Below are 25,657 nucleotides of genomic sequence, written 5' to 3' on the forward strand. Positions count from 1 at the left end.
GGAAATGTCCTGCACTGTTACCGGAAGCCATGATCTTCAGCTCAATACCTTCGCGCTTTAACCTTTTGGCCAGTTGCCAAGACTGGCATTTGAGGTGCGAAGGGGAGAGATAAGGGTTATGCGGTGGATTGCGTTCTTGCTGGTGCTGGCGTTGTCTGGAGAAGCCCGGGCCGAGGAGTTTTTGCTTATTCCGGAAGACAATCCCAAGCCGGTGTACCCGCCGGCGCTGCAAAGGGCCGGAATTACAGGTGATGTCCGGGTCAGGTTCACGGCGCATGCCGATGGTTCGGTGAGCAAGGTGAGCATTTTGCAAAGCGATCACCCGGATTTGGCCGAGGCGACCCGGGTTGCCATTGCGCAGTGGCGATTCAAGCCGTGGGTGGTCGAAGGTGGCAAACCCAAAGAGCAGGAGGTCATTGCGCCCATGATCTTTCGATACGACTCGGATCTGCCCATTCATATCAATCAGTGGCTCAAGGAGCTGAGATGCCGCGATTTCAATGAGGTTATGGCCAATGTTCCGGAGAGCGGTTGGCTTGATGCTTCTGCCTTCCATTACACCCGTGCCTACCTGTCGAATGCGTTTTCCGCGACCAGCTTGTCAAACGAGCGACGTCTGGAGCTGATCGCAAAGCTGAACAGGGCGGTGCCGATTATCGTCCGGCAATGTTCGAGCAAACCAACGTCCCGGTTTGCGAGGTTTTTGCCTGAGGACCTTCGCAAGCTGCTTTAGTTGTCGACTGGGTCTGAACCCGATTGCTTGAGTCCAGACCGTTTTGCCAATTCAGCGAACCTGCACCACCACCTTGCCTACCGCCTTGCGCTGGCCCAGATCGTTGATCGCCTGCGCGGCATTGCTCAGCGGATACACCTGCGACACCAACGGCTTCAGCTTGCCTTCGGCAAACCAGCCGAAGAGCTGCTGGAAGTTCGCGGCGTTGTCCTGCGGTTGGCGCTGGGCGAACGAGCCCCAGAATACGCCGAGTACCGCTGCACCTTTGAGCAGTGCCAGGTTCACCGGCAGTTCGGGAATCCGGCCGCTGGCGAAACCGACCACCAGCAGGCGGCCGTTCCAGGCGATGGCGCGGATGGCCTGGTCGAACAGGTCACCACCCACCGGGTCATAGATCACGTCGGCACCCTGGCCATCGGTCAGGCGTTTGATTTCGTCCTTGAGGCTGGTTTCGCTGTAGTTGATCAGTTCGTCGGCCCCCGCGGCTTTGGCCACGGCGAGTTTTTCTGCGCTGCTGGCGGCAGCGATCACACGGGCGCCCATGGCCTTGCCTATCTCCACTGCCGCGAGGCCGACGCCACCGGAAGCGCCGAGCACCAGCAGGGTTTCGCCCGGCTGCAGGTTGCCACGCTGCTTGAGCGCGTGCATCGAGGTGCCGTAGGTCATGCTGAAGGCGGCGGCTGTGTTGAAGTCCATCGACGGCGGAATCGTTAGCACGTTGTAGCCCGGCACCGCGACCTGTTCGGCGAAGCTGCCCCAGCCGGTCAGGGCCATGACCCGGTCTCCGACTTTCAGGTGACTGACCTTTTCACCCACTTCGCAGACCACGCCGGCTGCTTCACCGCCCGGTGAAAACGGGAAGGGCGGCTTGAACTGGTACTTGCCCTCAATGATCAGCGTGTCGGGGAAGTTGACCCCGGCGGCGTGCACATCCAGCAGGATTTCGTTCTTCTTCGCGACAGGGCTGGCGACGTCTTCCAGCACCAGCGATTCGGCAGGGCCGAAGGCTTTGCACAGCACGGCTTTCATCAGGGCTATTCCTTTGGGAGTGATGGCCGATAAGTGTAGGTGTGTGAGTCGATGGGTCAACGAGCATGCCCGGCCCTGATAGGCAGCCATAAGCTTGTGCTTGCGCGGCGGGTCGTTATGCTAGGCCGCAAACCGGATAAGGAGCGAATTGTGAAAGCGTGGATCATGTTGATGCTGGCCCTGTCTCTGCCTGTGGCAGCAGTGGCCGAAGAAGCCAAAGAGGATGCGGCACCGAAGGTCAATTACATCACCCTGAGCCCGCCGTTCGTGGGTAATTACGGGCTCGATGGCACGCCGAAACTCAAGGTATACAAGGCCGATGTGGCGTTGCGAGTGACCGGCGAAGAGGCGACCAAAGCGGTCAAGGCCAACGAGCCGCTGATTCGGAATCAGCTCGTGGCGTTGTTTGCCCAGCAGACTACCGAGACGATGAACAACGTCGAGGCCAAGGAAAAGCTGCGTCAGGAAGCGCTGAAGCAAACCCAGCAGATAATGAACGACGAAACCGGCAAGCCGGTGGTTGAGGATCTGTTGTTCAACAACCTGATCATCCAGTAATGCTGGACCTGTAGGAGCAAAGCTTGCTCGCGATAGCGCACTCAAGACCGCCATCGCCGGCAAGCCGTGCTCCCACGACCGCCATCGCCGGCAAGCCGTGCTCCTACAGAAGCGCAATCACCGCCGCCCACTGCTCCGGCGTCACCGGCATCACCGACAGCCGCGATCCTTTCTGCACCAGCGGCATTTCGGCCAGTGCCGTCTGCTGCTTCAGGTAATCGAGCTTCAAGACCTTGGAAAACGTCTTGATATGTTCTACGTCAATTGCACTCCAGGCGTTTTTTTCCGTGGTTGCCTTGGGGTCGTAGTAATGACTTTCAGGCTCCAGCGCCGTCGGGTCTGGATACGCGGCTTCGACTATCTTGCCGATCCCGGCGATCCCTGGTTCCGGGCAGCTGGAGTGATAGAAGAAAAACTCGTCCCCCACCGCCATGGCCCGCAGGAAATTTCGCGCCTGATAGTTGCGGACCCCGTCCCAGCGCGCTCTGCCAAGCTTCTCCAGGCCTTTGATCGAGAGTTCGTCGGGCTCGGATTTCATCAGCCAATAGGCCATGTTTTTTGTTCCTTGCGAGGTGAGTGGGCAGGTTGTCGGGCAATTTTATGACAAACCGACAGTCGGTTGACGCCAGCATTTGCGCAGCGGTTCACGTTGCCGCAAAATGCCGGCCTTTAGAGCTTGACGCTGCTGCACGGCCTACAAAACGGAAACCGCTGCTGTCATCGTGTTGATATGCCTTTGGGGGGCAATCGATGAAACGCAAACCGGATTTACTATGGATTTTGGTCATTTTGTTCGGCCTCGGCGTCGTGACCACTGGCTATGCCCAAAGCCTGTGGGCCAACAAGACCGACGCGCCGGTCGAAGTAGCCCAGTTGCAGCAACAGTCGACTGCGTTCAAGCGCTGATCCTGTCTTTTCGACGCCGCTGACGCCAGTGGCGTCTAGCCCGCGTAATACCAGGCCTTGTCCGTTACCGTTCCTTGCAGCGGCACATCCCAGCTCGCTTGAGCCAGGCGCTCGACCTTCTGACATTCATGGGCCAGCCCCAGCAGTGTCGGCTTGCGCCAGTCATTGCGACGCGCCAGGTAGGCCAGGCTTCGATCGTAGAAACCGCCGCCCATGCCCAGGCGTCCGCCGACATCGTCAAAACCCACTAATGGCAGCAGCACCAGATCCAGCGCCCAGACTTTGCGTTGCCGGGCAAGGTTGTGCCGGGGTTCGAGTATCCGAAAGCGGTTGGGCTTGAGCTTTTCACCGGGGCGGATGCGCTGGAAAACCATTTTGGTTCGCGGCCAGGCGCTGAGTACCGGCAGATAGGTGGCCTTGCCTCGACGTTGAGCCGCACGCAGCAGCAGTCGCGGGTCAATTTCACCGTCGGTGGGCAGGTAAAGAGAGATGTGTTTTGCGCGGCGAAACAGCGGTTGCTGAGCCAATTGCCTGTACAGCCCGCGAGCTGCCGCGCGCTGTTGACTGGGCGTCAATGCGCGGCGGGCCTTGCGCAGCAAGCGTCGAAGTTGCGGGCGGGGAAGCAAAGCAGGTTCGGTCATGGAATCGGCTTCAGCAGTATGGGTACGCAAATGGTACCCATAAAAACGCCGATGCCGGTATTCAAACCGGCATCGGACTGGAATCAGGCTCCCCGGATGTACCGCTGTCGACTTAGCCCTTGAACCCGAAAGTTCAAGGTGGAAGATGCAGTAGGCTTTAAGGCTTTCCGTCTAGCGGACATGCACACCAGCCCAACGTGCAACCTCCAGGGTATAGCAAATCGGCTCAGGGACATCGCCAACTGGCAAGCACCCCAGGGAGTGATCGGAGTATACCGCAAGCGGTGGCGCGAATCAGCCTTTGGTGACGTCCGGATCGGTCGCGAGCACCAGATCGACGCGATCGAGCAGGTCACGTACCTGTTCACGGGTCGAGCCGCTGGCCTGGATATCCGGGCGCTCTTCCTTGTGCAGCAGGTCGTGGGTGATGTTCAGCGCAGCCATCACGGCAATACGGTCGGCACCGATAACTTTGCCGCTGCTGCGAATCTCGCGCATCTTGCCGTCCAGATAGCGGGCGGCGCTCACCAGGTTGCTGCGCTCTTCCTGGGGGCAGATGATCGAATACTCTTTGTCGAGGATCTGCACGGTGACGCTATTGCTTGAACTCATGAGTCTTGCTCCAGGGCCTTGAGGCGCGAAATCATCGATTCGACCTTACGCCGGGCGATTTCGTTTTTTTCAATGAGGTGAGCGCGTTCCTCGCGCCAGGTCTTTTCCTGAGCTAGTAAGAGTCCGTTTTGGCTCTTAAGTTGCTCGACTCGGGTAATCAGCAGTTCGAGTCTGGCCATCAGCGCTTGCAGGTCGGTGTCTTCCATTGTCTTCACTGTCTGATGGGGTTGAACTGTAGGAGCGAGCCTGCTCGCGATGAACCCGAGAACGCCGCGGGTGTCAGGTACCCAGCGTAATCGTTGGCGGCCATCGCGACGGTGCGACGATTCGGCAGGCTCGCTCCTACAGAGGAGTCGATGTAGGATACAAGGCCTTCATTCTAGACATAGCGCCGTCTGGCGCCTAGCTGCCCATGACCATTCAGAATTCCCCGTACCAAGCTTTCGCCACCCTGCTGACTTCCAGTGGTCACAATGTCTCGCCTGCCGAACTGCACGGCCTGCTGCTCGGCCGCAGCTGCGCCGGCGCCGGTTTCGATGCCGAAGGCTGGCTGATCGACGCCGCCGAACTGCTCGAAAACGAGCCGCAGGACAACGTACGCAACGCCTTGATCGGCCTGCAAGAGATGGTCAAGGGCGAGCTCACCGGCGATGACGTGACCGTCGTCCTGTTGCTGCCGACCGACGATGCTCCGCTTACCGAACGCGCCGCTGCGTTGGGCCAGTGGTGCCAGGGCTTCCTCAGCGGGTTCGGCCTGAACTGCCGTGACAGCAGCGCCCTGAGCACCGAGGCCACCGAGGTGTTGCAGGATCTGGCAGCGATTTCCCAGGTGCAGGATGCCCTGGAAGAGTCCGAAGACGGCGAAACCGACTACATGGAAGTCATGGAATACCTGCGCGTCGCGCCGCTGCTGCTGTTCTCGGAAACCAAGAAAGACGCGGCGGCTGCCGCCAAACCGTCGCTGCACTGATCAAAGCCAGGGAACGCCATCTGCCCATGATCCATATCCCGAAATCGGAATACAGCCGTCGCCGCAAGGCCTTGATGGCGCAGATGGAACCCAACAGCATCGCCATCCTGCCCGCCGCCGCGGTCGCCATCCGCAACCGCGACGTCGAGCACGTCTACCGTCAGGACAGCGACTTCCAGTACCTCAGCGGTTTTCCCGAGCCGCAGGCGGTACTGGTGTTGATGCCAGGCCGCGTGCATGGCGAGTACATTCTGTTCTGCCGCGAACGCAACGCCGAACGTGAGTTGTGGGATGGCCTGCGTGCCGGCCAGGAGGGTGCGATTCGCGACTTCGGCGCCGACGACGCCTTTCCGATTACCGATATCGACGACATTTTGCCCGGTCTGATCGAAGGTCGTGACCGGGTGTATTCGGCCATGGGCAGCAACCCGGAATTCGACCGGCACTTGATGGAATGGATCAACGTGATCCGCTCCAAGGCCAATCTCGGCGCCCAGCCACCGAACGAATTCGTTGCCCTGGATCATCTGCTGCATGACATGCGCCTGTATAAATCGGCGGCAGAAGTGAAGGTGATGCGCGAGGCCGCACGGATTTCCGCCCAGGCGCATGTCCGTGCCATGCAGACCAGCCGTGCCGGCTTATACGAGTTCAGCCTTGAAGCCGAACTCGATTACGAATTCCGCAAGGGTGGGGCGAAGATGCCGGCCTACGGTTCGATCGTTGCTTCTGGGCGCAACAGCTGCATCCTGCATTACCAGCAGAATGACGCCGTGCTCAAGGACGGCGATCTGGTGCTGATCGACGCCGGCTGCGAAATCGACTGCTACGCCAGCGACATCACCCGTACCTGGCCGGTCAACGGCAAATATTCCGCAGAGCAGAAGGCGATCTACGAACTGGTGCTGGCCGCGCAGGAAGCCGCGTTTGCCGAGATCGCACCGAATAAACACTGGAATCAGGCCCATGAAGCCACGGTGCGGGTGATTACCACGGGTCTGGTCGAATTGGGTTTGTTGCAAGGCAACGTTGAAACGTTGATCGCCAGCGAAGCCTACAAGGCGTTTTACATGCACCGCGCCGGTCACTGGCTGGGAATGGATGTGCATGACGTCGGCGAATACAAGGTCGGTGGCGAATGGCGTGTGCTGGAAGTCGGCATGGCGTTGACGGTAGAGCCGGGGATTTACATCGCCCCGGACAATCAGAGCGTGGCGAAAAAATGGCGCGGCATTGGCGTGCGCATCGAGGACGACGTAGTGGTCACCAAAAACGGCTGTGAAATCCTCACCAAGGGCGTACCGAAAACAGTGGCTGAAATCGAGGCTTTGATGGCGCAAGCGCGGACACAAGCGGCATGAGTCGAGTCAATCTGGCAATCATCGGTGGTGGCCTGGTCGGTGCCAGCCTGGCGTTGGCGTTACAGGCCGGGGCCAAGGCTCGGGGCTGGAAAATCGTCCTGATCGAGCCCTTCGCGCCCGGCGATTCGTATCAGCCAAGTTATGACGCGCGCTCCACGGCCTTGTCCTTTGGTGCACGGCAGATTTATCAGCGCCTTGGCGTTTGGCAGGAGATCTCCCGCCGCGCCGAACCGATCAAACAGATTCACGTCTCCGACCGCGGGCGTTTTTCCACGGCGCGGCTGTCGGCCATGGAGGAAGGTGTGCCGGCGTTGGGTTACGTGGTGGAAAACGCCTGGCTCGGCCAGTGCCTGTGGCAAGGCCTGGACAAAGACGTCATCAGTTGGCGGTGCCCGGCCGAAGTCACCCGCATGGAGCCGCTCACCGATGGCTATCGCCTGATCCTCAATGACGAAACCACACTGGAATGCGACCTCGCCGTGTTGGCCGATGGCGGCCGCTCAGGGCTGCGCGAGCAATTGGGCATCGGCATTCGAAAGCGCCCGTACAACCAGAGCGCGCTGATCGCCAACATCACCCCGAGTGAAGCCCACAACGGCATGGCGTTCGAGCGTTTTACCGACGATGGCCCGATGGCGTTGCTGCCGCTGCCGGACAACCGCTGCGCATTGGTCTGGACCCGTTTGGGGATGGACGCGCAACGCTTGGCTGCATTGGATGAACGCAGTTTTCTCAGCGAGTTGCAGGGCGTGTTCGGTTATCGCTTGGGCACGTTGAAGCAGGTTGGCGCTCGGCATTTGTATCCTTTGTCGCTGGTCGAGGCCGAGGAACAGGTACGCTCGCACTTGGCGGTGCTCGGCAATGCCGCCCATAGCCTGCACCCGATTGCCGGACAGGGTTTCAACCTGTCGCTGCGTGATGCCCAGGCACTGGCCGATGCATTGCTCGCCAGCGAGCAGCCATTGGGCCACTTCGCGACCTTGCAGGCTTATCGCGAACGTCAGCGCCTGGATCAGAACCTCACCGTCGGTTTCTCCGATCAGGTCACGCGCCTGTTCGGCAGCACCCAGCCACTGGTTTCGTTGGGGCGCAATCTCGGATTGCTCGGTCTGGATCTGCTGCCGCCGGCCAAACGCTGGTTCGCCCGACAGGCCATGGGCCTGGGTACTCGCCCTGATGTTTAAGTGGCTGACTCGCACGTTCGGCAAGGCGCGACTGATGCGCCGATTCATGAGCTTCTATCCGCCGTACCTCGGCGCTGGCGTGCGCGTGCGGCATATCAGCGATGACTTTCGCGACATCCAGGTCTCCATGGGCTTGAGCTGGTACAACCGCAATTACGTCGGCACCCAGTTTGGTGGCAGCCTGTATTCGATGGTCGACCCGTTCTTCATGCTGATGCTGATGGAGAACCTGGGGCGCAACTACATCGTCTGGGACAAGGCGGCGGACATCGATTTCATCGCGCCGGGCAAAGGCCCGGTGTTCGCCCGTTTCAACATCGACGACACGTTGCTCGACGAGATCCGGCGACAGACGGCGGGTGGCGAAAAATACCTGCCGCAATTGCAGGTCGATATTCATGACGGCGCCGGCCACCTGGTGGCGCGTGTCGGAAAAACCCTTTACGTGCGGCTCAAGCCGCAAGCGAGACAGGCTTAAAGCATGGAAATGCGCGCAGATCTGCTGATTGTCGGAGCCGGAATGGTCGGCAGTGCCCTGGCGCTGGCGTTGCAGGACAGCGGGCTGGAAGTCCTGCTGCTCGACGGCAGTCCGATGAGCGTCAAACCGTTTGACGCCCAAGCCCCGTTCGAACCACGGGTGAGTGCGCTGTCCATCGCCAGCCAGCGGATTCTCGAGCGCCTGGGTGTGTGGGACGGCATCGTCAGCAGGCGCAGCAGTCCCTATAGCGACATGCACGTCTGGGATGGCAGCGGTACCGGGCAGATCCACTTCTCGGCAGCCAGCGTGCATGCCGAGGTGCTGGGACACATCGTTGAGAACCGCGTGGTGCAGGACGCCTTGCTCGACCGCTTGCACGATTGTGATTTAGGCATGCTGGCCAACGCGCGTCTGGAGCAGATGCGTCGTTCCGGCGACGATTGGCTGCTGACCCTGGCCGACGGCCGCACGTTGCGTGCACCGCTGGTGATCGCCGCGGATGGCGCCAATTCGGCAGTGCGGCGCCTGACGGGCGTGGCGACGCGGGAGTGGGATTATTTGCATCACGCCATCGTCACCAGCGTGCGCAGCTCAAAAAACCATCAATCGACAGCCTGGCAGCGCTTTACCGACAACGGCCCGTTGGCGTTTTTGCCGTTGGAGCGTAATGGTCAGCACGACTGGTGTTCGATCGTCTGGTCGACTACGCCGAGTGAAGCCGAACGCCTGATGGCGCTGGATGACGAGGTGTTCTGCCGCGAGCTGGAGCGAGCCTTCGAAGGTCGGCTAGGGACCGTGCTCAAGGCCGACCCGCGTCTGTGCGTGCCACTGCGTCAGCGGCATGCCAAGCGTTATGTAGCTGAAGGCCTGGCGCTGATTGGCGATGCGGCCCACACCATTCACCCGTTGGCCGGGCAGGGCGTGAATCTTGGTTTCCTCGACGCCGCCGTACTGGCCGAAGTGTTGTTGCAAGCGGCGAGCCGTGGCGAGCGTCTGGCGGATGTGAAGGTACTCAGCCGCTACGAACGTCGCCGCATGCCGCATAACCTGGCGCTGATGGCGGCGATGGAAGGCTTCGAGCGACTGTTCCAGGCCGATCCGTTGCCGGTGCGCTGGTTGCGTAATACCGGGCTGAAGCTGGTTGACCAGATGCCGGAGGCCAAGGCGCTGTTTGTGCGCGAAGCGCTGGGTTTGATCGGGGATCTGCCGACGCTGGCCAAGGCCTGAGATATTGATGGCCTGTGGCCTGTTCGCGGGCAAGCAAATCGACACGCACTGGTAGGAGCGAGGCTTGCCCGCGAAGGCGTCGGCACATTTTTCAACAATGTCGCCTATGCAACATCTGGTAACGCCTCCGCGAACTGTTCGATTGAGAAGCTAAATGTGAGTCCTTATCATTTGGTCTCACTTTTTCAATCGAGAGACCGCTCCCATGTTGGCACCGAAGCGTCTACTGACCGCACTGGCCCTGACTCTGATTGGCAGCACTGCCGCCCAGGCCGCCGACGAGGTGGTTGTCTACTCCTCGCGTATCGACGAGCTCATCAAGCCAGTCTTCGATGCCTACACTGCAAAAACCGGTGTGAAGGTGAAGTTCATCACCGACAAGGAAGCGCCGCTGATGCAGCGGATCAAGGCCGAGGGCGAGAACGCCACAGCCGACCTGCTGCTGACCGTTGATGCCGGCAACCTCTGGCAGGCCGAGCAGATGGGCATTCTCCAGCCGTTCACCTCGAAAACCATCGACGCCAATATCCCGCTGCAATATCGCGCAGCTTCCCATGCCTGGACCGGCCTGAGCTTGCGCGCGCGGACCATCGCCTACTCCACCGAGCGGGTGAAGCCGGGCGAGTTGACCACCTACGAAGCGCTGGCCGACAAGAACTGGGAAGGTCGCCTGTGCCTGCGCACGGCAAAGAAGGTCTACAACCAGTCCCTGACTGCCACCATGATCGAAGTGCACGGCGCCGAGAAAACCGAGAAGATCCTCAAGGGCTGGGTCAACAACCTGTCCACCGACGTATTCTCCGATGACGTCGCCGTTCTCGAAGCCATCAACGCCGGCCAATGCGATGTGGGCATCGTCAACACCTACTACTACGGTCGCCTGCACAAGCAAAAACCTGATCTGCCGGTGAAGCTGTTCTGGCCGAACCAGGCGGACCGTGGCGTGCACGTCAACCTGTCGGGTATCGGCCTGACCAAACACGCGCCGCACCCGGAAGCCGCCAAGGCCCTGGTGGAGTGGATGACCACGCCTGAAGCGCAGAAAATCTTTGCCGATGTGAACCAGGAGTTCCCGGCCAACCCGACGGTTCAGCCATCCGCAGAAGTGGCGGCGTGGGGCAAGTTCATTGCCGATACCTTGCCGGTGGAAGTCGCGGGCAAGCGTCAGGCTGAGGCAATCCGGATGATGGATCGGGCTGGCTGGAATTGACGTTACCTTTATACTGCGCGCCTTTACGGCACTGATCGTTCCCACGCTCTGCGTGGGAATGCATCCACCGACGCTTCGCGTCGAAGCGTGACGCAGAGCGTCACAAGATGTGTGCCCACGCAAAGCGTGGGCACAATCATTTAAACGAGAGTTTTCCTTGGCCCACCCCGCCCAACGCCGCTGGTATCCCCTGGTCTTCGCCATCGCTGCGCTGGTCCTGTTGCCCTTGAGCGTGTTGCTGTTGTCCTGGCAAACCATCGATCAGCAGATCTGGTCCCATCTCTGGGAAACCCAGATGCCGCGGTTGTTGGGCAACACCCTGACCCTGGTGCTTGGCGTTGGTGTCGGCGTGACGGTGCTCGGTGTGAGCCTGGCCTGGCTCACCAGCCTTTGCGAGTTCCCCGGCAGGCGCTGGCTGGACTGGGCCTTGATGCTGCCCTTTGCGATTCCCGCCTACGTGCTGGCGTTCGTCTTTGTCGGCCTGCTGGATTTCGCCGGCCCGGTGCAAACCCTGTTGCGTGAGTGGTTCGGCACCGGGCTGCGCCTGCCGCGCGTGCGTTCCACGGGTGGGGTGATTGTGGTTTTGGTGCTGGTGTTCTACCCCTATGTTTACCTGCTGGCGCGCACGGCATTCCTGGCTCAGGGCAAAGGCTTGATGGAGGCTGCTCGGGTGCTGGGGCAATCGCCCTGGCAGGCGTTCTGGCGGGTGGCCATGCCCATGGCGCGTCCTGCCATTGGCGCGGGTGTGGCATTGGCGCTGATGGAAACCCTGGCGGATTTCGGTGCCGTGTCGGTGTTCAACTTCGACACCTTCACCACCGCCATCTACAAGACCTGGTATGGCTTTTTCAGCCTGTCCAGCGCCGCGCAACTGGCCAGCCTGCTCCTGCTGGTGGTGATGGTGGTGTTGTACGGCGAGCGGCGTGCCCGTGGTGCCAATCGGGCGAGCAATGAACGGCCACGGGTCAAGGCGCTGTATCACCTGCATGGAGTCAAAGCGCTGCTGGCCACCGGCTGGTGCGGTCTGGTATTCGCCTGCGCCTTCGTCATCCCTGTGCTGCAACTGTTGGTGTGGTTCTGGCAGCGCGGGCGCTTCGATCTCGATGAGCGTTATACCGGTCTGATCGTCCACACGCTGTACCTGGGCGCGATGGCGGCGTTGGTCACTGTCAGTGTCGCGTTGGTCCTGGCGTTTGCCCGACGCTTGGCGCCGACGCAGGGCATCCGCGCAGGTGTCAGTCTGGCCAATCTGGGTTATGCATTGCCCGGTTCGGTGCTGGCGGTGTCGATCATGCTGGCGTTCAGTTATCTGGACCGCGAGCTGGTGATTCCACTCTCCGGCTGGTTCGGCGGAGCCGGCAAGCCACTGCTGCTGGGCAGTCTGGCAGCGCTGTTGCTGGCCTATCTGGTGCGTTTCATTGCCGTGGCTTATGGGCCGCTGGAAAGCAGTCTGGCGCGTATACGGCCATCTTTGCCCGAAGCGGCACGTAGCCTGGGTGTCAGCGGTCCGCGACTGTTTTTCAAAGTGTATCTGCCGTTGTTGCTGCCCGGTTCGTTGAGTGCGGCGCTGCTGGTGTTTGTCGACGTGCTCAAGGAAATGCCCGCGACCCTGCTGATGCGCCCGTTTGGCTGGGATACGCTGGCAGTGCGAATCTTCGAAATGACCAGTGAGGGTGAGTGGGCGAGGGCGTCGTTACCGGCCTTGACCCTGGTTTTGGTCGGGCTGCTACCGGTTATCGGATTGATACGACGTTCGGCGCATCGAAACAGCTAGGTGTCAGTCCTACACCTTGCGGCTACAATGCGCGGCATTCGGTGCGGTCCGTCTGACAGACAAGGTAGTAAAAATCGGCTGGAAGCCTTTGATATCAAGGTTTTCAGACGGTTTATCACTCGCCCGCACCTTCGCCACGCCCGGAAGGAGAAACCCATGGGACAGCGTACGCCTCTGTATGACCTTCACCTCGCCCTTGGCGCGAAGATGGTCGATTTTGGCGGTTGGGATATGCCTCTGCATTATGGATCGCAGGTCGAGGAACACCATGAGGTGCGCCGCGATTGCGGTGTCTTCGATGTATCCCACATGACCGTGATCGATGTCAGCGGCCCCCAGGCCAAGGCCTGGCTGCAGCACCTGCTGGCCAACGACGTCGAACGCCTGCACAGCTCCGGCCGTGCGTTGTACAGCGCCATGCTCAATGAACGTGGCGGCATCGTTGACGACATGATCGTCTACCGCCTCGATGAGGGTTATCGCCTGGTGGTCAACGCCTCGACGCGCGATCAGGACATGGCGTGGATGCAGGCGCATCTCGACGGCTTCGATGTACAGCTCAACGAACGGGCCGAACTGGCGATGCTGGCCATTCAGGGGCCGCATGCCCGGCACAAGATTGCCGAACTGGTGAACCAGTCCCGCGGCAATCTGATTCAGCTGCTCAAGCCTTTTGAAGGTCAGCCCGACGGTGACTGGTTCATTGCGCGTACCGGCTACACCGGTGAAGACGGTCTGGAAATTATCTTGCCGGCCGATCAGGCGCCGGGATTCTTCAACGATCTGGTCGGGGCGGGTATTTCCCCGATCGGGCTGGGCGCACGTGACACCTTGCGGGTCGAGGCCGGGATGAACCTCTACGGCCAGGACATCAATCAAGACGTTTCACCGCTGGCCTCCAACATGGCCTGGAGCATTGCCTGGGAACCGACCTCGCGCCAGTTCGTCGGCCGCAAGGCACTGGAGGCGGAACAGGCCGGAGGAATTCAGCACAAACTGGTGGGGCTGGTCCTTGAGGAACGCGGCGTTTTGCGCGCGCATCAAGTGGTCCGCATCGCTGATGTTGGCGAAGGGGAGATCACCAGTGGTAGTTTCTCTCCTACGCTTAGCAAGTCGATTGCACTGGCGCGCGTGCCGATGGCAACTGCCGACCGCGCAGAAGTGGAAATCCGTGGCAAGTGGTACCCGGTTCGAGTGGTCAAACCGACCTTCGTACGCCATGGCAAAACCTTGATCTAATCTTTTCCGGCGGGCTTGGACCGCCGACAATTTTCCTGAGGAACTGAACATGAGCGATATTCCTGCCGACCTGCGTTTTGCCGAAAGTCACGAATGGGCACGTCTGGAAGCCGATGGCACCGTCACCGTGGGCATCAGCGATCACGCGCAGGAAGCGCTGGGTGATGTGGTGTTTGTCGAATTGACCGAAGTCGGCAACGTGTTTGCCGCGCAAGATCAGGCCGGTGTCGTTGAATCGGTGAAAGCCGCTTCCGACATCTATTCGCCGATTGCCGGTGAAGTGATTGCCGTGAACGAAGAGCTGAGCGCCAACCCGGAACTGCTCAACTCCGATCCGTACGGCGCCTGGATCTTCAAGCTCAAGCCAGGCAACAGCGCTGACCTGGACAACCTGCTCGATGCCGCCGGTTACAAGGCTGCCATCGGCGAGTAAGCCTTCAAGCGTCACCCCAAAGCCCCGACCTGTCGGGGCTTTTTCATGCCTGACAACTTTCGCGATACCTGCTTTTTTGTGGGAGCGAGCTTGCTCGCGATGAGGGCCTCACATTCAACATTTATATTGGTTGATCTACCGCTATCGCGAGCAAGCTTTGCTTCCACAGGGTTTTCCAAAGAATCGTGTCCGACATCGGCTGCTATGCTGGTTTGACCGTGTTGCATCGACGCTGAGCGCCAGCCAAGAGAGAGCCCGTCATGTCCCAGTTGCCGTCCCTGAGCCAGTTACGCGACCCCAATGCCTTTCTTCGCCGCCACCTCGGGCCGGATGCCGCCGAGCAGCAGGCGATGCTCGACAGCCTCGGTCTTGGCAGCCGGGTCGAGCTGATCGAACAGACTGTGCCGCCGGGAATTCGCCTGAATCGGGCGCTTGATCTGCCACCGGCACTGGACGAAGAAGCGGCGCTGGCGAAGCTGCGGGGATATGCCGAGCAGAATCAGGTCTGGACCAGCCTGATCGGCATGGGCTATCACGGCACGCTCACGCCGACGGTCATCTTGCGCAACGTGCTGGAAAATCCCGGCTGGTACACCGCTTACACGCCTTATCAACCGGAGATCGCTCAGGGCCGGCTCGAAGCGCTGTTGAACTTCCAGCAACTGACCATCGATCTCACGGGGCTGGAATTGGCCAACGCCTCTCTGCTGGACGAAGCGACCGCCGCGGCGGAAGCCATGGCCCTGGCCAAACGCGTTGCCAAATCGAAAAGCAATCTGTTCTTCGTCGATGAAAACTGCCATCCGCAGACTATTTCCGTGGTGCAGACCCGCGCTGAAGGCTTCGGTTTCGATCTGATCATCGATGCTGTGGATAACTTGAAGCAGCACCAGGTGTTCGGCGCGCTGCTGCAATATCCCGACACCCACGGCGAGATCCGCGACCTGCGTCCCTTGATCGATCACCTGCATGCCCAACAGGCGCTGGCCTGTGTCGCCACGGATCTGCTGAGCCTGCTGTTGCTGACCCCGCCGGGAGAATTGGGTGCCGACGTAGTGTTCGGTTCGTCCCAGCGCTTCGGCGTGCCCATGGGCTACGGTGGGCCGCATGCGGCGTTCTTTGCCAGCCGCGACGAATACAAGCGAGCGATTCCCGGGCGGATCATCGGCGTGTCGAAAGATGCCCGGGGTAACGTCGCCCTGCGCATGGCCCTGCAAACCCGCGAGCAACACATTCGTCGCGAGAAAGCCAACTCCAACATTTGCACGGCCCAGGTGTTGCTGGCCAACATTGCCAGTTTCTATGCGGTCTACCACGGGCCGGAAGGGCTCAAGCGCATTGCCCAGCGTGTGCATCGACTGACCTGTATTCTCGCCGAGGGCCTTGAGCGCAAGGGCATCAAGCGCCTGAACCAGCAGTTCTTCGACACGCTGACGCTGGACGTCGGTGGCACCCAAACGGCAATTATCGAAAGCGCCGTGGCCGCACAGATCAACCTGCGCATCCTGGGGCGTGGGCGGTTGGGTTTAAGCCTCGACGAAAGTTGTGACGAAACCACGGTGGCAAAACTGTTCGATGTGTTCCTGGGAGCCGATCATGGGCTCGACGTCGACGAACTGGACACACAAACGCTGGCTTGCGGCATACCGGCCGGCCTTTTACGCACTACGCCTTATCTGCAACATCCGGTGTTTAGCGCCCATCACAGCGAAACCGAAATGTTGCGTTACCTCAAGCAGCTGGAAAACAAGGATCTGGCGCTCAATCAGTCGATGATTCCACTGGGCTCGTGCACCATGAAGCTCAACGCCACCAGCGAGATGATCCCGATCACCTGGCCGCAGTTTGCCAATCTGCATCCGTTCGCACCTAAAGAGCAGGCGGTCGGTTATTCGTTGATGATCGAGGAGCTGGAGCGCTGGCTCTGCGCGATCACCGGTTTCGATGCGATCTGCATGCAACCCAACTCGGGCGCCCAGGGCGAGTACGCGGGATTGCTGGCGATCCGCAAATACCACGAGAGCCGCCAGCAGGGTGGACGCGATATCTGTCTGATTCCATCATCGGCCCATGGCACCAACCCGGCGTCGGCGCAGATGGCCGGGATGCGCGTGGTGATCGTTGAATGCGATGAGGCCGGCAACGTCGATCTGGAGGACTTAAAGGAAAAAGCGGCAGACGCCGCAGACAAACTCTCTTGCCTGATGGCGACGTATCCTTCGACCCATGGCGTCTACGAGGAAGGCATCAGCGAGATCTGCGCGGTGATCCACCAGCACGGCGGCCAGGTGTACATGGACGGCGCCAATCTCAATGCCCAGGTCGGGCTGGCGCGGCCTGCAGACATTGGCGCCGACGTGTCCCACATGAACCTGCACAAGACCTTCTGCATTCCCCACGGCGGCGGCGGGCCGGGCATGGGGCCGATAGGCGTGCGCGCGCATCTGGCGCCGTTCGTGGCCAACCATCCGGTGGTGCCCATCGACGGACCGCTGGCACAGAACGGCGCGGTCAGCGCAGCGCCGTGGGGCAGCGCGAGTATCCTGCCGATCAGCTGGATGTACATCGCCATGATGGGGCCGCAACTGGCCGACGCCAGCGAAGTGGCGATCCTGGCGGCGAATTACCTGGCGCGGCATTTGTCCGGCGCGTTCCCGGTGCTCTACACCGGGCGCAACGAGCGGGTGGCTCACGAATGCATTCTCGACCTGCGACCTTTGAAGGCGCTCACAGGCATCAGTGAGGAAGACGTTGCCAAGCGCCTCATGGACTATGGCTTCCACGCACCCACCATGTCGTTTCCGGTGCCGGGGACGTTGATGGTCGAGCCTACGGAAAGCGAATCGAAAGCCGAGCTGGACCGCTTCATCGGGGCCATGCTGAGTATTCGCGCAGAGATTACCGAAGTGCAGAATGGCAACTGGCCGGCCGAAGATAATCCCTTGAAGCGCGCACCGCATACGCTGGCCGATGTCACCGGGATCTGGGAACGGCCCTACAGCATCGAGCAAGCAGTTACGCCGGACGCGCATACCAAGGCCCACAAGTACTGGCCGGTGGTGAACCGGGTGGACAATGTCTACGGGGACCGGAATCTGTTTTGCGCGTGTGTGCCGGTGGATGATTACCGCTGACAGTACTCGTTCCTGTAGGAGTAAGGCTTGCCCGCGATAGCGACCTTGAGATCGTCATCGCGGGCAAGCCTTGCTCCTACAGTTTGTGCAAAAAAATGCCGCTCATTTGAGCGGCATTTTTTGTTCAGCAACCGGGCTTATTCGGCAGCCACGGCATTCTTCGCCAGAATCGCATTCGCCAGTTCCATATCCGTAGCCTGCAGGCCCGGGTTGTCGGCGCGGACTTTCTGCATGGCCGCTTCCAGGTACGGGCCGCGGATGCCGCCGTCGCTGGCAACGAAGCTGCCGGCATCGTCCTGGGCGGCGACGATCAGTTTGTGATCCTTGAAGGTCAGGTAGGTCGAAGCGGTGGTCGCACCGGACGAAATGACATTACGCCAAAAGCTATCAGCCATCGCCGAACCGACTGGCAGGGACAACAGGGCGATGGTGGCGACAGCAAATTTGAAACGCATAGGGGTGACTCCACTGGGTTTTTAACTACGGGGTTGGATCGTCATCGCCCCATCCAGTTCCATCACCGCCCGCCTACTTCTGCTCGCTCTGCGGCGTCACGCGCAAGACTTCTTCGACGGTGGTCAAACCCGCCGCCACTTTCTGCGCCCCCGACAATCGCAAGCTGCGCATGCCCTCCTTGAACGCCTGTCGCCGCACCGCCAGCAAGTCGGTGTCCGGGTTGATCAGGGATTTGATGCCATCGCTGAGCTGCATGATTTCGTAGACGCCCGCTCGCCCGTGATAACCAGTGTCGCGGCATTCCAGGCAACCGATGGCGCGTTGAGCGTTACCGGGCAACGGCGCCTGCCAGGGCCGGGTCAGGGTTTGCCAGTCCTCTTCGTTCAAGGCTTGTGGTGCCTTGCAGTGCGGGCACAAGGTCCGCACCAACCGCTGGGCCATGACGCCGAGGACCGTGGCTTTGATCAGGTAGTGCGGCACGCCGAGTTCCAGCAAACGGCTGATGGCGCTGGGTGCATCGTTGGTGTGCAGCGTCGACAGCACCAAGTGGCCGGTGAGGGCAGCTTGAATGGCCATTTCGGCAGTTTCCAGGTCGCGGATCTCGCCGATCATGATGATGTCCGGGTCTTGCCGCATCAGCGCGCGCACGCCGGCGGCGAACGTCAGGTCGATGTTGTGCTGGACCTGCATCTGGTTGAACGCCGGTTCGACCATTTCAATCGGGTCTTCGATGGTGCAGAGGTTGACCTCCGGCGTCGCCAGTTTTTTCAGCGTGGTGTAGAGCGTGGTGGTCTTGCCCGAACCGGTCGGCCCGGTGACCAGAATGATGCCGTTGGGTTGGCGGGTCATGTCTTGCCAGCGGCGCAGGTCGTCTGCGGAAAAACCCAGCTGGTCGAAATCCTTCAGCAGCACTTCGGGGTCAAAGATCCGCATCACCATTTTTTCGCCGAAGGCTGTCGGCAGGGTCGAAAGCCGCAGTTCGACTTCCCCGCCGTCCGGGGTCTTGGTCTTCACCCGGCCATCCTGGGGTTTGCGCTTTTCCGCAACGTTCATCCGCCCCAGGCTTTTCAGGCGACTGACGATGGCCATGGTCACTTGCGGAGGAAATTGGTAGACGTTGTGCAACACGCCATCGATGCGAAAACGCACCGTGCCCTGCTCGCGCCGGGGTTCGATATGGATATCGCTGGCGCGCTGCTGGAAGGCGTACTGGAACAACCAGTCGACGATGTTGACGATGTGCGCGTCGTTGGCGTCCGGCTCCTGGTCGCTGGCGCCAAGGTTGAGCAATTGTTCGAAGTTGCCCAGGGTATTGACCTGCTGATCGGCGTTGTTGGCCCCGGTGACCGACTTGGCCAGGCGAAAGAACTCAACGCTGAAACGCTGGATATCCACGGGGTTGGCCACCACGCGTTTGATCGGCAGCTTCAGTACATGGGTCAGGTCGGCCTCCCAGCCGTTGACGTACGGCTGCGCGCTGGCGACCGTCACGGCGTCGCGGTCGATGGCCACCGCCAGGATCTTGTGACGCTGGGCGAAGGCGTAGGACATCAACGGCGTAACGGCGGCGACGTTGATTTTCAACGGGTCGATACGCAGGTAAGGCTGGCCGGCCTGCTGGGACAGCCACAGGGTCAGGTTTTCCAGATCAAGATGCTTGCCCGGACGGCTGAGGTCGTCCAGTTGTTGGCTGGCGATGAATTCCAGCGGGTGCATCTGGCCCTGTGCGGCATGGCGGCGACGGGCATTGAGTGCCTGCTCGGCAGAATCCTGGTTGATAAAACCTTGGGCGACCAGCTCGCGCAGCACATCATTGAGATCCAGCCAGCGGTCCTGAATTGAGAGTTGAACGGACATGCGGGCTCCTTTTGGACAACAGTCCGCAAAGGATAGCCGCGGCTCCGCAGACCGTTGGGCCACTACCCGACGAAGGCGTATCCGGTCTTTTCAGCCAGTCGCCTGAGCCGGCTCAACCCAGGCTGAATCGACGGTTCGCAACTCAACCGAGCAGACGCTGATCAGGTTACGAAGTTTTTGTGCAATGACCTTGGCGCGGTGCCAGCTCAATCCGTCCATGACAATCTCGATGACCAGCAGGTCGTGCTGGCGCTGCACGTTGACCTGGTCCGGCGTGAGGCATTGCAGCGCAAACAGGTTGAGTGCGCGGCACAACAAGTCCGGTTCGGCTTCGGCCAGCAATTGGTAGTGCACACGGCAGTGGGCATTGCCGGCATTCCAGACGTCGGCGCGGATGGGAAAAGTGTTCACGGCTTCGAGATGCGGCATGGTCGGACTCCAAAAAACATGGAGAAATTTTTACATCCGTTGCCGGGTATTTCTTCTCTATGATTGAGCGAAAGACGGTTATGTCGAATCAATCAATTCGTTTACAAAGCGGTATGGGGTATTTTTATGCAGGTTGAGTTGGACAGCTACGACCGTAAGATTCTCGCGTTGCTGCAAGAAGACGCTTCGCTCTCCAGTGCGCAGATCGCTGAGCAGGTGGGACTCTCGCAGTCACCGTGCTGGCGGCGGATTCAGCGTATGAAGGACGAGGGGATCATTCGTGCCCAGGTGACGTTGCTGGATCGCAAGAAAATCGGCCTGAACACGCAGATATTTGCCCAGGTAAAACTCAACGCCCACGGGCGATCGAACTTCACCGAATTCACCGAAGCGATTCGCGGTTTTCCCGAGGTGCTGGAGTGTTATGTGCTGATGGGGGCTGTGGACTTCATGCTGCGGATCGTCGCGGCGGACATCGAAGCGTATGAGCGCTTCTTTTTCGAGAAGCTGTCGCTGGTGCCGGGGATTCAGGAAGTGAACTCGGTTGTGGCGTTATCGGAGATCAAGTCGACCACCTGTTTGCCGGTGGTGCGGTGATTGCCTTTGTGGCGAGGGAGCTTGCTCCCGTTGGGTTGCGAAGCGACCCCAAAACCGGCGTTTGCCGGAATGGGGAGTCCTTCGGCCTCCAGCGGGAGCAAGCTCCCTCGCCACAGGGTTACATGCGCAGGAGCATCTTCCAGGCACGGTTCTGATAAACCGCAATCGCCTGCTGCTTGCGCGCATCGAGCAATTCGTCGGTGATCGTCGGTTCGTTGGCCAGTTGCGCCAGTTTGTTCAGCTCGCCATACAGGCGGTCCATTTCCGGGACCTCCAGTACGTTGCGCGCATGGTGCAACCAGACCTGGATGCGCTCGATGCGCGGCAGCTGTTCAGCCAGATCTTCCGGCTGTTGCTGGTAACGCTGCAACTGCAAGGAAGTGGCTTCTTCGCCCAGCAACCGTGGCAACCAGCTGCCCAATTGCGCAGCGCCCTGACGATTGCCGCGGGTGTTGCGCTCGGCGGTCCAGGTGCGGGCCAGCAACCAGCGTGAAGTGGTCAGGGAGAACAGGCCCCAACGCGGGTCTTCCAGTTCTTCGAGGAATTGCTCCGGCGCGGCTTTGCGCACGTCTTCATCCTCCAGGCCGGCCTGAACCAGCGGACGCCAGTCTTCCAGCAAGGCATCGAGCGCGACGCGCAGGTCGTGGGTCGACTGACGCGGGGCGGCTTGCCCGAGGCTGCTGATCAGCGCGCGCATTTCAGCCAGGCACTCGACCCAGTCCTGCAGCAGGCGCCAATGACCGTTGAAGCGATACTGCTCGGCCAGACGCTGGCTGCTGCCCAGCAAATGCCAGCTCAGCGCGGCGAACGCGTCGTCCAGCGGGGTTTCGGCGGTGATCTGCGGCGCCGGCAGGCTCAGCGAATAGCTGTGGGCGTCGTACAGGCGATAACCGCGCTCGGCCTTGCTGATATCGCAAGGCATCAGCGCCAGTTTCTCGGCCAGCTCGGCGGCCAGCTCCAGCAATGCGGCCGGCTCGCCTTCGCGCAGTTCCAGTTCCAGCTCGCAGATTTCTTCTTTCTGTTTGCCGACCACGACGTGGCCCAGATCCAGAGCGGCTTCGATAACCACTTTGGTCTTGCCACGGCCCCAGGCGATTTCTGCACGTTCGCGGACGAAGTCGGTGGTGAAGATCGGCTTCAGGGTTTTCTTGTCCAGTTCGGCCAGTTCCTCGGGCCAGCATTCGCCGTCGAGTTTCTTCAGGTCGAGCTTGGCTTTGGGCAGGTTCCAGTCGTACTCGTTACGCTCGGACAGACCGGCAATGCTTTGGCCGCGGGTTTTGAGGGTCTGGATCACTTCTTCGCCATCCTTGCGCAGGCGCAGGGCGACTTTGGCCCGGGCCAGATCGCGCTCCGGGGTGTCGAAGTATTGATTCATCAACTCACGGCGTTCCCAGCCACTTTTGTTGCGTTTTTTAAGAAGAGGGTGCTCGCGCAGGGCGGCGAGGGTTTCGCGGCTGACGCGGAGTTTGATTTCGGTTTCTTTCTGCATGGCCGGAAAATCCAGGATCGGGAGCGCAGCCGGGGGAATAGGTGGCTGCCAAGGTCGTGCAGTGTACAGGACTCGACCAAGATAGGGTCTGTTGACGCTTGGTGACGGCCGCGACGGCCCTCCCTTGGCTCGTCACCAAGCGCCAACAGACCCTGCCCGCCGTGCGACGGTTTATTCCTGTCGCCGGATGGTTCTATGATGGTCTTCAATTTGCGAGTTGGAGTCAGCGATGCCTTTGCCGTCCATGAAAGATCAATTCGCTGCGCTGATTGCTGCACCGTCCGTCAGTTGCACCCAGGCCAGCCTCGATCAATCCAATCGCCCGGTGATCGACCTGCTGGCCGCGTGGCTCGGTGATCTTGGCTTCGCCTGCGATATCCAGCAGGTCAGCCCGGGCAAATTCAATCTGCTGGCCAGTTATGGCTCCGGTCCCGGTGGGTTGGTGCTGGCCGGTCACAGCGACACCGTGCCGTTCGATGGCGCGTTGTGGCAGACCGACCCATTGAAGCTGACTGAAGTCGATGGTCGTTGGGTCGGGCTCGGCAGTTGTGACATGAAAGGCTTTTTCGCCCTGGCCATCGAAGCCGTCAAGCCGTTGCTCGATCAGCCGTTCAAGCAACCGCTGCTGATCCTCGCCACGTGCGATGAAGAAAGCTCGATGTCCGGCGCCCGCGCGCTGGCAGCCGCCGGGCGGCCGCTGGGGCGTGCCGCGGTCATCGGCGAGCCGACCGGGCTCAAGCCGATCCGCATGCACAAAGGCATCATGATGGAGCGCATCGACATACTCGGGCAAAGCGGCCATTCCTCGGACCCGCGCCTGGGCCATAGCGCGCTCGAAGCCATGCACGACGCCATTGGCGAACTGCGTGGCCTGCGCCTGTTGTGGCAGCGTGAATTTCGCAACCCACAGTTCAGCGTGCCGACGCCGACGATGAATTTCGGCTGCATCCATGGCGGCGACAACCCCAATCGCATCTGCGGGCAATGCTCGCTGGAGTTCGATCTGCGGCCGCTACCGGGCATGGACCCCAAAGCCCTGCGCGCGGCGATCCTGCAGAAGCTCAACCCGATTGCCGAGCGGCATCAGGTGAAAATCGATTACGCGCCGCTGTTCCCTGAAGTGCCGCCCTTCGAGCAGGCTGAAGATGCCGAATTGGTGCGCATTGCCGAAAAGCTCACCGGCCATGGCGCCGAAGCAGTGGCGTTCGGCACAGAAGCGCCTTATCTTCAGCACCTTGGCTGCGAGACACTGGTACTCGGCCCGGGCGATATCGCCTGCGCCCACCAGCCGGGGGAATACCTTGAAATGTCACGTTTGCAGCCTACGGTGCATCTATTACGTCAGTTGATTGAACATTACTGCCTGACTCCGGCCCAAACGAAACACAACCTGTAGGAGCCGGCTTGCTGGCGATAAACGATGACGCGGTTCATCTGAAGAACCGCAGCGCTTGCATCGCCAGCAAGCCGGCTCCTACAGGTTTCATGTATAAATTGCCGGTATCCCAACCCGTATTCATGAGGAGAGCGCGCGTGTCGCCAAGCCTGTTCCGACGATAACCATCAGCCCGCTGTGCGTTTTCTGTTTCGCCCTTTTTTCGGCTGCTATTTATTACAGGCCCAGGTTCATGCCCGAATACGTCAATTGGCTTCGTCACGCTTCGCCTTACATCAACGCCCACCGCGATTGCACCTTTGTCGTCATGCTGCCCGGCGACGGTGTCGAGCACCCCAACTTCGGCAATATCGTCCACGACCTGGTGCTGTTGCACAGCCTGGGTGTGCGACTGGTGCTGGTTCACGGCTCCCGTCCGCAAATCGAAGCGCGCCTTGCCGCGCGCGGCCTGACCCCGCATTACCACCACGGCATGCGCATCACCGATGCCGCGACGCTGGAGTGCGTGATCGATGCGGTGGGCCAGTTGCGTATCGCCATCGAGGCGCGGCTGTCCATGGACATGGCATCCTCGCCAATGCAGGGCTCGCGCCTGCGGGTTGCCAGCGGCAACCTGGTGACCGCCCGGCCAATCGGCGTGCTGGAAGGCGTCGATTATCACCACACCGGTGAAGTGCGCCGGGTTGACCGCAAAGGCATCAATCGCCTGCTGGACGAGCGCTCCATCGTGCTGCTGTCGCCGTTGGGTTATTCGCCGACCGGTGAAATTTTCAACCTCGCTTGTGAAGATGTCGCAACACGTGCGGCCATCGACCTCGGCGCCGACAAGCTGTTGCTGTTCGGCGAGGAGAAGGGCCTGATCGATGAGCACGGGCGTCTGGTGCGCGAACTGCGTCCACAGCAAGTCCCGGCGCATTTGCAGCGACTGGGCAGCAACTACCAGGCAGAGCTGCTGGATGCCGCCGCTGAAGCCTGCCGTGGCGGCGTGGCGCGCAGCCATATCGTCAGTTATGCCGAAGATGGTGCATTGCTGACCGAACTGTTCACCCGTGACGGTGGCGGTACGCTGGTGGCCCAGGAGCAATTCGAGGTGGTACGTGAAGCGGCTATCGAGGACGTCGGCGGTTTGCTGGATTTGATCAGCCCGCTGGAAGAACAGGGCATTCTGGTGCGGCGTTCGCGTGAGGTGCTGGAGCGCGAGATCGAGCAATTCAGCGTGGTTGAGCGCGAGGGCATGATCATCGCGTGCGCGGCGCTGTATCAGATTGCCGACTCGGATGCCGGTGAGCTCGCGTGCCTGGCCGTCAACCCGGAATACCGTCACGGCGGTCGCGGCGATGAGCTGCTGGAACGCATTGAAACCCGCGCCCGTGCCCAAGGCCTGAAGACGTTGTTCGTGCTAACCACCCGCACTGCGCACTGGTTCCGCGAGCGTGGTTTTGTACCGAGCAGCGTTGATCGCCTGCCGTCGGCCCGGGCGTCGCTGTACAACTACCAGCGTAACTCGAAGATTTTCGAAAAAGCCCTTTGACCTGATCATTCCCACGCTCTGCGTGGGAATGCCTCTACGGACGCTCTGCGTTCGGTACTGGATGGGACGCGGAGCGTCCCGGGCTGCATTCCGCTTTTGTGGCGAGGGAGCTTGCTCCCGCTGGAGGCCGAAGGATTCCCCATCAGGGCCGCTACGCGGCCCAACGGGAGCAAGCTCCCTCGCCACAGGTTTCAGTGGATTCCTCTTCGTTCCCTGATCGTTCCCACGCTCTGCGTGGGAATGCCTCTACGGACGCTCTGCGTTCGGTACTGGATGGGACGCGGAGCGTCCCGGGCTGCATTCCGCTTTTGTGGCGAGGGAGCTTGCTCCCGCTGGAGGCCGAAGGATTCCCCATCAGGGCCGCTACGCGGCCCAACGGGAGCAAGCTCCCTCGCCACAGGTTTCAGTGGATT

25 protein-coding genes and 1 other RNA gene are annotated in these 25,657 nt (G+C 60.7%); 16 read left to right on the forward strand and 10 right to left on the reverse strand.

The window, feature by feature from the left end:
* The first annotated feature begins 118 nt into the window (after positions 1-118).
* Positions 119-733: an energy transducer TonB gene (locus D8U73_RS04600; RefSeq protein ID WP_056854086.1), complete on the forward strand. Its 615-nt coding sequence runs from the start codon at positions 119-121 to the stop codon at positions 731-733.
* 51 nt (positions 734-784) lie between these two features.
* On the opposite strand, the gene D8U73_RS04605 is transcribed toward D8U73_RS04600, so the two are convergent.
* Positions 785-1,762 (reverse strand): NADPH:quinone oxidoreductase family protein, encoded by a 978-nt coding sequence (locus tag D8U73_RS04605; protein WP_130903832.1) that lies wholly within the window; start codon positions 1,760-1,762, stop codon positions 785-787.
* Positions 1,763-1,912: 150 nt separating this feature from the next.
* On the opposite strand from D8U73_RS04605, the gene D8U73_RS04610 reads away from it, so the two are divergent.
* The gene (locus D8U73_RS04610) at positions 1,913-2,320 is read left to right on the forward strand and encodes a flagellar basal body-associated protein FliL (protein ID WP_056854084.1); all 408 of its coding nucleotides are present in this window, start codon (positions 1,913-1,915) and stop codon (positions 2,318-2,320) included.
* Positions 2,321-2,423: 103 nt separating this feature from the next.
* On the opposite strand, the gene D8U73_RS04615 is transcribed toward D8U73_RS04610, so the two are convergent.
* Positions 2,424-2,873: an EVE domain-containing protein gene (locus D8U73_RS04615; RefSeq protein WP_056854083.1), complete on the reverse strand. Its 450-nt coding sequence runs from the start codon at positions 2,871-2,873 to the stop codon at positions 2,424-2,426.
* Between the two features lie 197 nt (positions 2,874-3,070).
* On the opposite strand from D8U73_RS04615, the gene D8U73_RS29130 reads away from it, so the two are divergent.
* The gene (locus D8U73_RS29130) at positions 3,071-3,226 is read left to right on the forward strand and encodes a hypothetical protein (RefSeq protein ID WP_008048702.1); all 156 of its coding nucleotides are present in this window, start codon (positions 3,071-3,073) and stop codon (positions 3,224-3,226) included.
* A gap of 35 nt (positions 3,227-3,261) precedes the next feature.
* Here the strand turns inward: D8U73_RS29130 and D8U73_RS04620 are convergent, their stop codons facing one another.
* From D8U73_RS04620 to D8U73_RS04635, 4 genes are all read right to left on the reverse strand, one after another.
* Positions 3,262-3,867: a 5-formyltetrahydrofolate cyclo-ligase gene (locus tag D8U73_RS04620; RefSeq protein WP_056854082.1), complete on the reverse strand. Its 606-nt coding sequence runs from the start codon at positions 3,865-3,867 to the stop codon at positions 3,262-3,264.
* 85 nt (positions 3,868-3,952) lie between these two features.
* A non-coding RNA gene (gene ssrS, locus D8U73_RS04625) (6S RNA) lies at positions 3,953-4,131 on the reverse strand.
* A gap of 30 nt (positions 4,132-4,161) precedes the next feature.
* A complete protein-coding gene (locus D8U73_RS04630; RefSeq protein ID WP_008055229.1) occupies positions 4,162-4,479 on the reverse strand; it encodes a cell division protein ZapA in 318 nt (105 codons plus the stop codon).
* The gene (locus D8U73_RS04635) at positions 4,476-4,685 is read right to left on the reverse strand and encodes a TIGR02449 family protein (protein WP_007982902.1); all 210 of its coding nucleotides are present in this window, start codon (positions 4,683-4,685) and stop codon (positions 4,476-4,478) included. Before D8U73_RS04635 ends, D8U73_RS04630 begins: the two co-directional genes overlap by 4 nt.
* 206 nt (positions 4,686-4,891) lie before the next feature.
* On the opposite strand from D8U73_RS04635, the gene D8U73_RS04640 reads away from it, so the two are divergent.
* The 10 genes from D8U73_RS04640 (at position 4,892) to gcvP (ending at position 17,489) form a co-directional block, all read left to right on the forward strand.
* Positions 4,892-5,449 carry a YecA family protein gene (locus D8U73_RS04640; RefSeq protein WP_130903833.1) on the forward strand — a complete coding sequence of 186 codons (558 nt, stop codon included), beginning with the start codon at positions 4,892-4,894 and terminating at the stop codon, positions 5,447-5,449.
* Positions 5,450-5,475: 26 nt separating this feature from the next.
* On the forward strand, positions 5,476-6,810 hold the full coding sequence (pepP, locus tag D8U73_RS04645) for a Xaa-Pro aminopeptidase (RefSeq protein ID WP_130903834.1): 1,335 nt from the start codon (positions 5,476-5,478) through the stop codon (positions 6,808-6,810).
* On the forward strand, positions 6,807-7,994 hold the full coding sequence (gene ubiH / locus D8U73_RS04650; RefSeq protein WP_056854079.1) for a 2-octaprenyl-6-methoxyphenyl hydroxylase: 1,188 nt from the start codon (positions 6,807-6,809) through the stop codon (positions 7,992-7,994). The genes pepP and ubiH overlap by 4 nt, the downstream gene beginning before the upstream one ends.
* Positions 7,987-8,472 (forward strand): DUF4442 domain-containing protein, encoded by a 486-nt coding sequence (locus tag D8U73_RS04655; RefSeq protein ID WP_056854078.1) that lies wholly within the window; start codon positions 7,987-7,989, stop codon positions 8,470-8,472. Before ubiH ends, D8U73_RS04655 begins: the two co-directional genes overlap by 8 nt.
* A 9-nt stretch (positions 8,473-8,481) precedes the next feature.
* Positions 8,482-9,699, forward strand: coding sequence for a 2-octaprenyl-3-methyl-6-methoxy-1,4-benzoquinol hydroxylase (locus tag D8U73_RS04660; protein ID WP_177435511.1), 1,218 nt, complete (start codon positions 8,482-8,484; stop codon positions 9,697-9,699).
* 205 nt (positions 9,700-9,904) lie between these two features.
* Positions 9,905-10,909, forward strand: a complete 1,005-nt coding sequence (locus D8U73_RS04665) for an extracellular solute-binding protein (protein ID WP_056854076.1) — start codon at positions 9,905-9,907, stop codon at positions 10,907-10,909.
* A gap of 157 nt (positions 10,910-11,066) precedes the next feature.
* A complete protein-coding gene (locus D8U73_RS04670; protein WP_130903836.1) occupies positions 11,067-12,683 on the forward strand; it encodes an iron ABC transporter permease in 1,617 nt (538 codons plus the stop codon).
* Between the two features lie 156 nt (positions 12,684-12,839).
* The gene (gcvT, locus tag D8U73_RS04675) at positions 12,840-13,922 is read left to right on the forward strand and encodes a glycine cleavage system aminomethyltransferase GcvT (RefSeq protein ID WP_056854074.1); all 1,083 of its coding nucleotides are present in this window, start codon (positions 12,840-12,842) and stop codon (positions 13,920-13,922) included.
* 49 nt (positions 13,923-13,971) lie between these two features.
* Positions 13,972-14,355 (forward strand): glycine cleavage system protein GcvH, encoded by a 384-nt coding sequence (gene gcvH / locus D8U73_RS04680; RefSeq protein WP_056854073.1) that lies wholly within the window; start codon positions 13,972-13,974, stop codon positions 14,353-14,355.
* Between the two features lie 260 nt (positions 14,356-14,615).
* A complete protein-coding gene (gcvP, locus tag D8U73_RS04690) occupies positions 14,616-17,489 on the forward strand; it encodes an aminomethyl-transferring glycine dehydrogenase (RefSeq protein WP_130903837.1) in 2,874 nt (957 codons plus the stop codon).
* A 137-nt stretch (positions 17,490-17,626) separates the two neighbouring features.
* Here the strand turns inward: gcvP and D8U73_RS04695 are convergent, their stop codons facing one another.
* The 3 genes from D8U73_RS04695 to D8U73_RS04705 all read right to left on the reverse strand — a co-directional run bounded on the left by D8U73_RS04695 (position 17,627) and on the right by D8U73_RS04705 (position 20,231).
* Positions 17,627-17,944 carry a DUF2388 domain-containing protein gene (locus tag D8U73_RS04695; RefSeq protein WP_056854071.1) on the reverse strand — a complete coding sequence of 106 codons (318 nt, stop codon included), beginning with the start codon at positions 17,942-17,944 and terminating at the stop codon, positions 17,627-17,629.
* A 73-nt stretch (positions 17,945-18,017) separates the two neighbouring features.
* Positions 18,018-19,802, reverse strand: a complete 1,785-nt coding sequence (locus D8U73_RS04700) for a GspE/PulE family protein (protein WP_056854070.1) — start codon at positions 19,800-19,802, stop codon at positions 18,018-18,020.
* 90 nt (positions 19,803-19,892) lie between these two features.
* Positions 19,893-20,231: a hypothetical protein gene (locus D8U73_RS04705; RefSeq protein ID WP_130903838.1), complete on the reverse strand. Its 339-nt coding sequence runs from the start codon at positions 20,229-20,231 to the stop codon at positions 19,893-19,895.
* A 126-nt stretch (positions 20,232-20,357) separates the two neighbouring features.
* On the opposite strand from D8U73_RS04705, the gene D8U73_RS04710 reads away from it, so the two are divergent.
* Positions 20,358-20,828 carry an Lrp/AsnC family transcriptional regulator gene (locus D8U73_RS04710; protein WP_130903839.1) on the forward strand — a complete coding sequence of 157 codons (471 nt, stop codon included), beginning with the start codon at positions 20,358-20,360 and terminating at the stop codon, positions 20,826-20,828.
* Positions 20,829-20,946: 118 nt separating this feature from the next.
* Here the strand turns inward: D8U73_RS04710 and D8U73_RS04720 are convergent, their stop codons facing one another.
* Positions 20,947-22,317, reverse strand: coding sequence for a CYTH domain-containing protein (locus D8U73_RS04720; protein ID WP_056854067.1), 1,371 nt, complete (start codon positions 22,315-22,317; stop codon positions 20,947-20,949).
* A 229-nt stretch (positions 22,318-22,546) separates the two neighbouring features.
* Here D8U73_RS04720 and argE point away from each other — a divergent pair, with 229 nt between their 5' ends.
* On the forward strand, positions 22,547-23,713 hold the full coding sequence (gene argE / locus D8U73_RS04725) for an acetylornithine deacetylase (RefSeq protein WP_130903841.1): 1,167 nt from the start codon (positions 22,547-22,549) through the stop codon (positions 23,711-23,713).
* Positions 23,714-23,945: 232 nt separating this feature from the next.
* Positions 23,946-25,244 carry an amino-acid N-acetyltransferase gene (gene argA / locus D8U73_RS04730; RefSeq protein ID WP_056854065.1) on the forward strand — a complete coding sequence of 433 codons (1,299 nt, stop codon included), beginning with the start codon at positions 23,946-23,948 and terminating at the stop codon, positions 25,242-25,244.
* Positions 25,245-25,657: the final 413 nt, after the last annotated feature.

The organism is Pseudomonas sp. Sample_22 (assembly GCF_004307635.1).
GTDB lineage: Bacteria > Pseudomonadota > Gammaproteobacteria > Pseudomonadales > Pseudomonadaceae > Aquipseudomonas.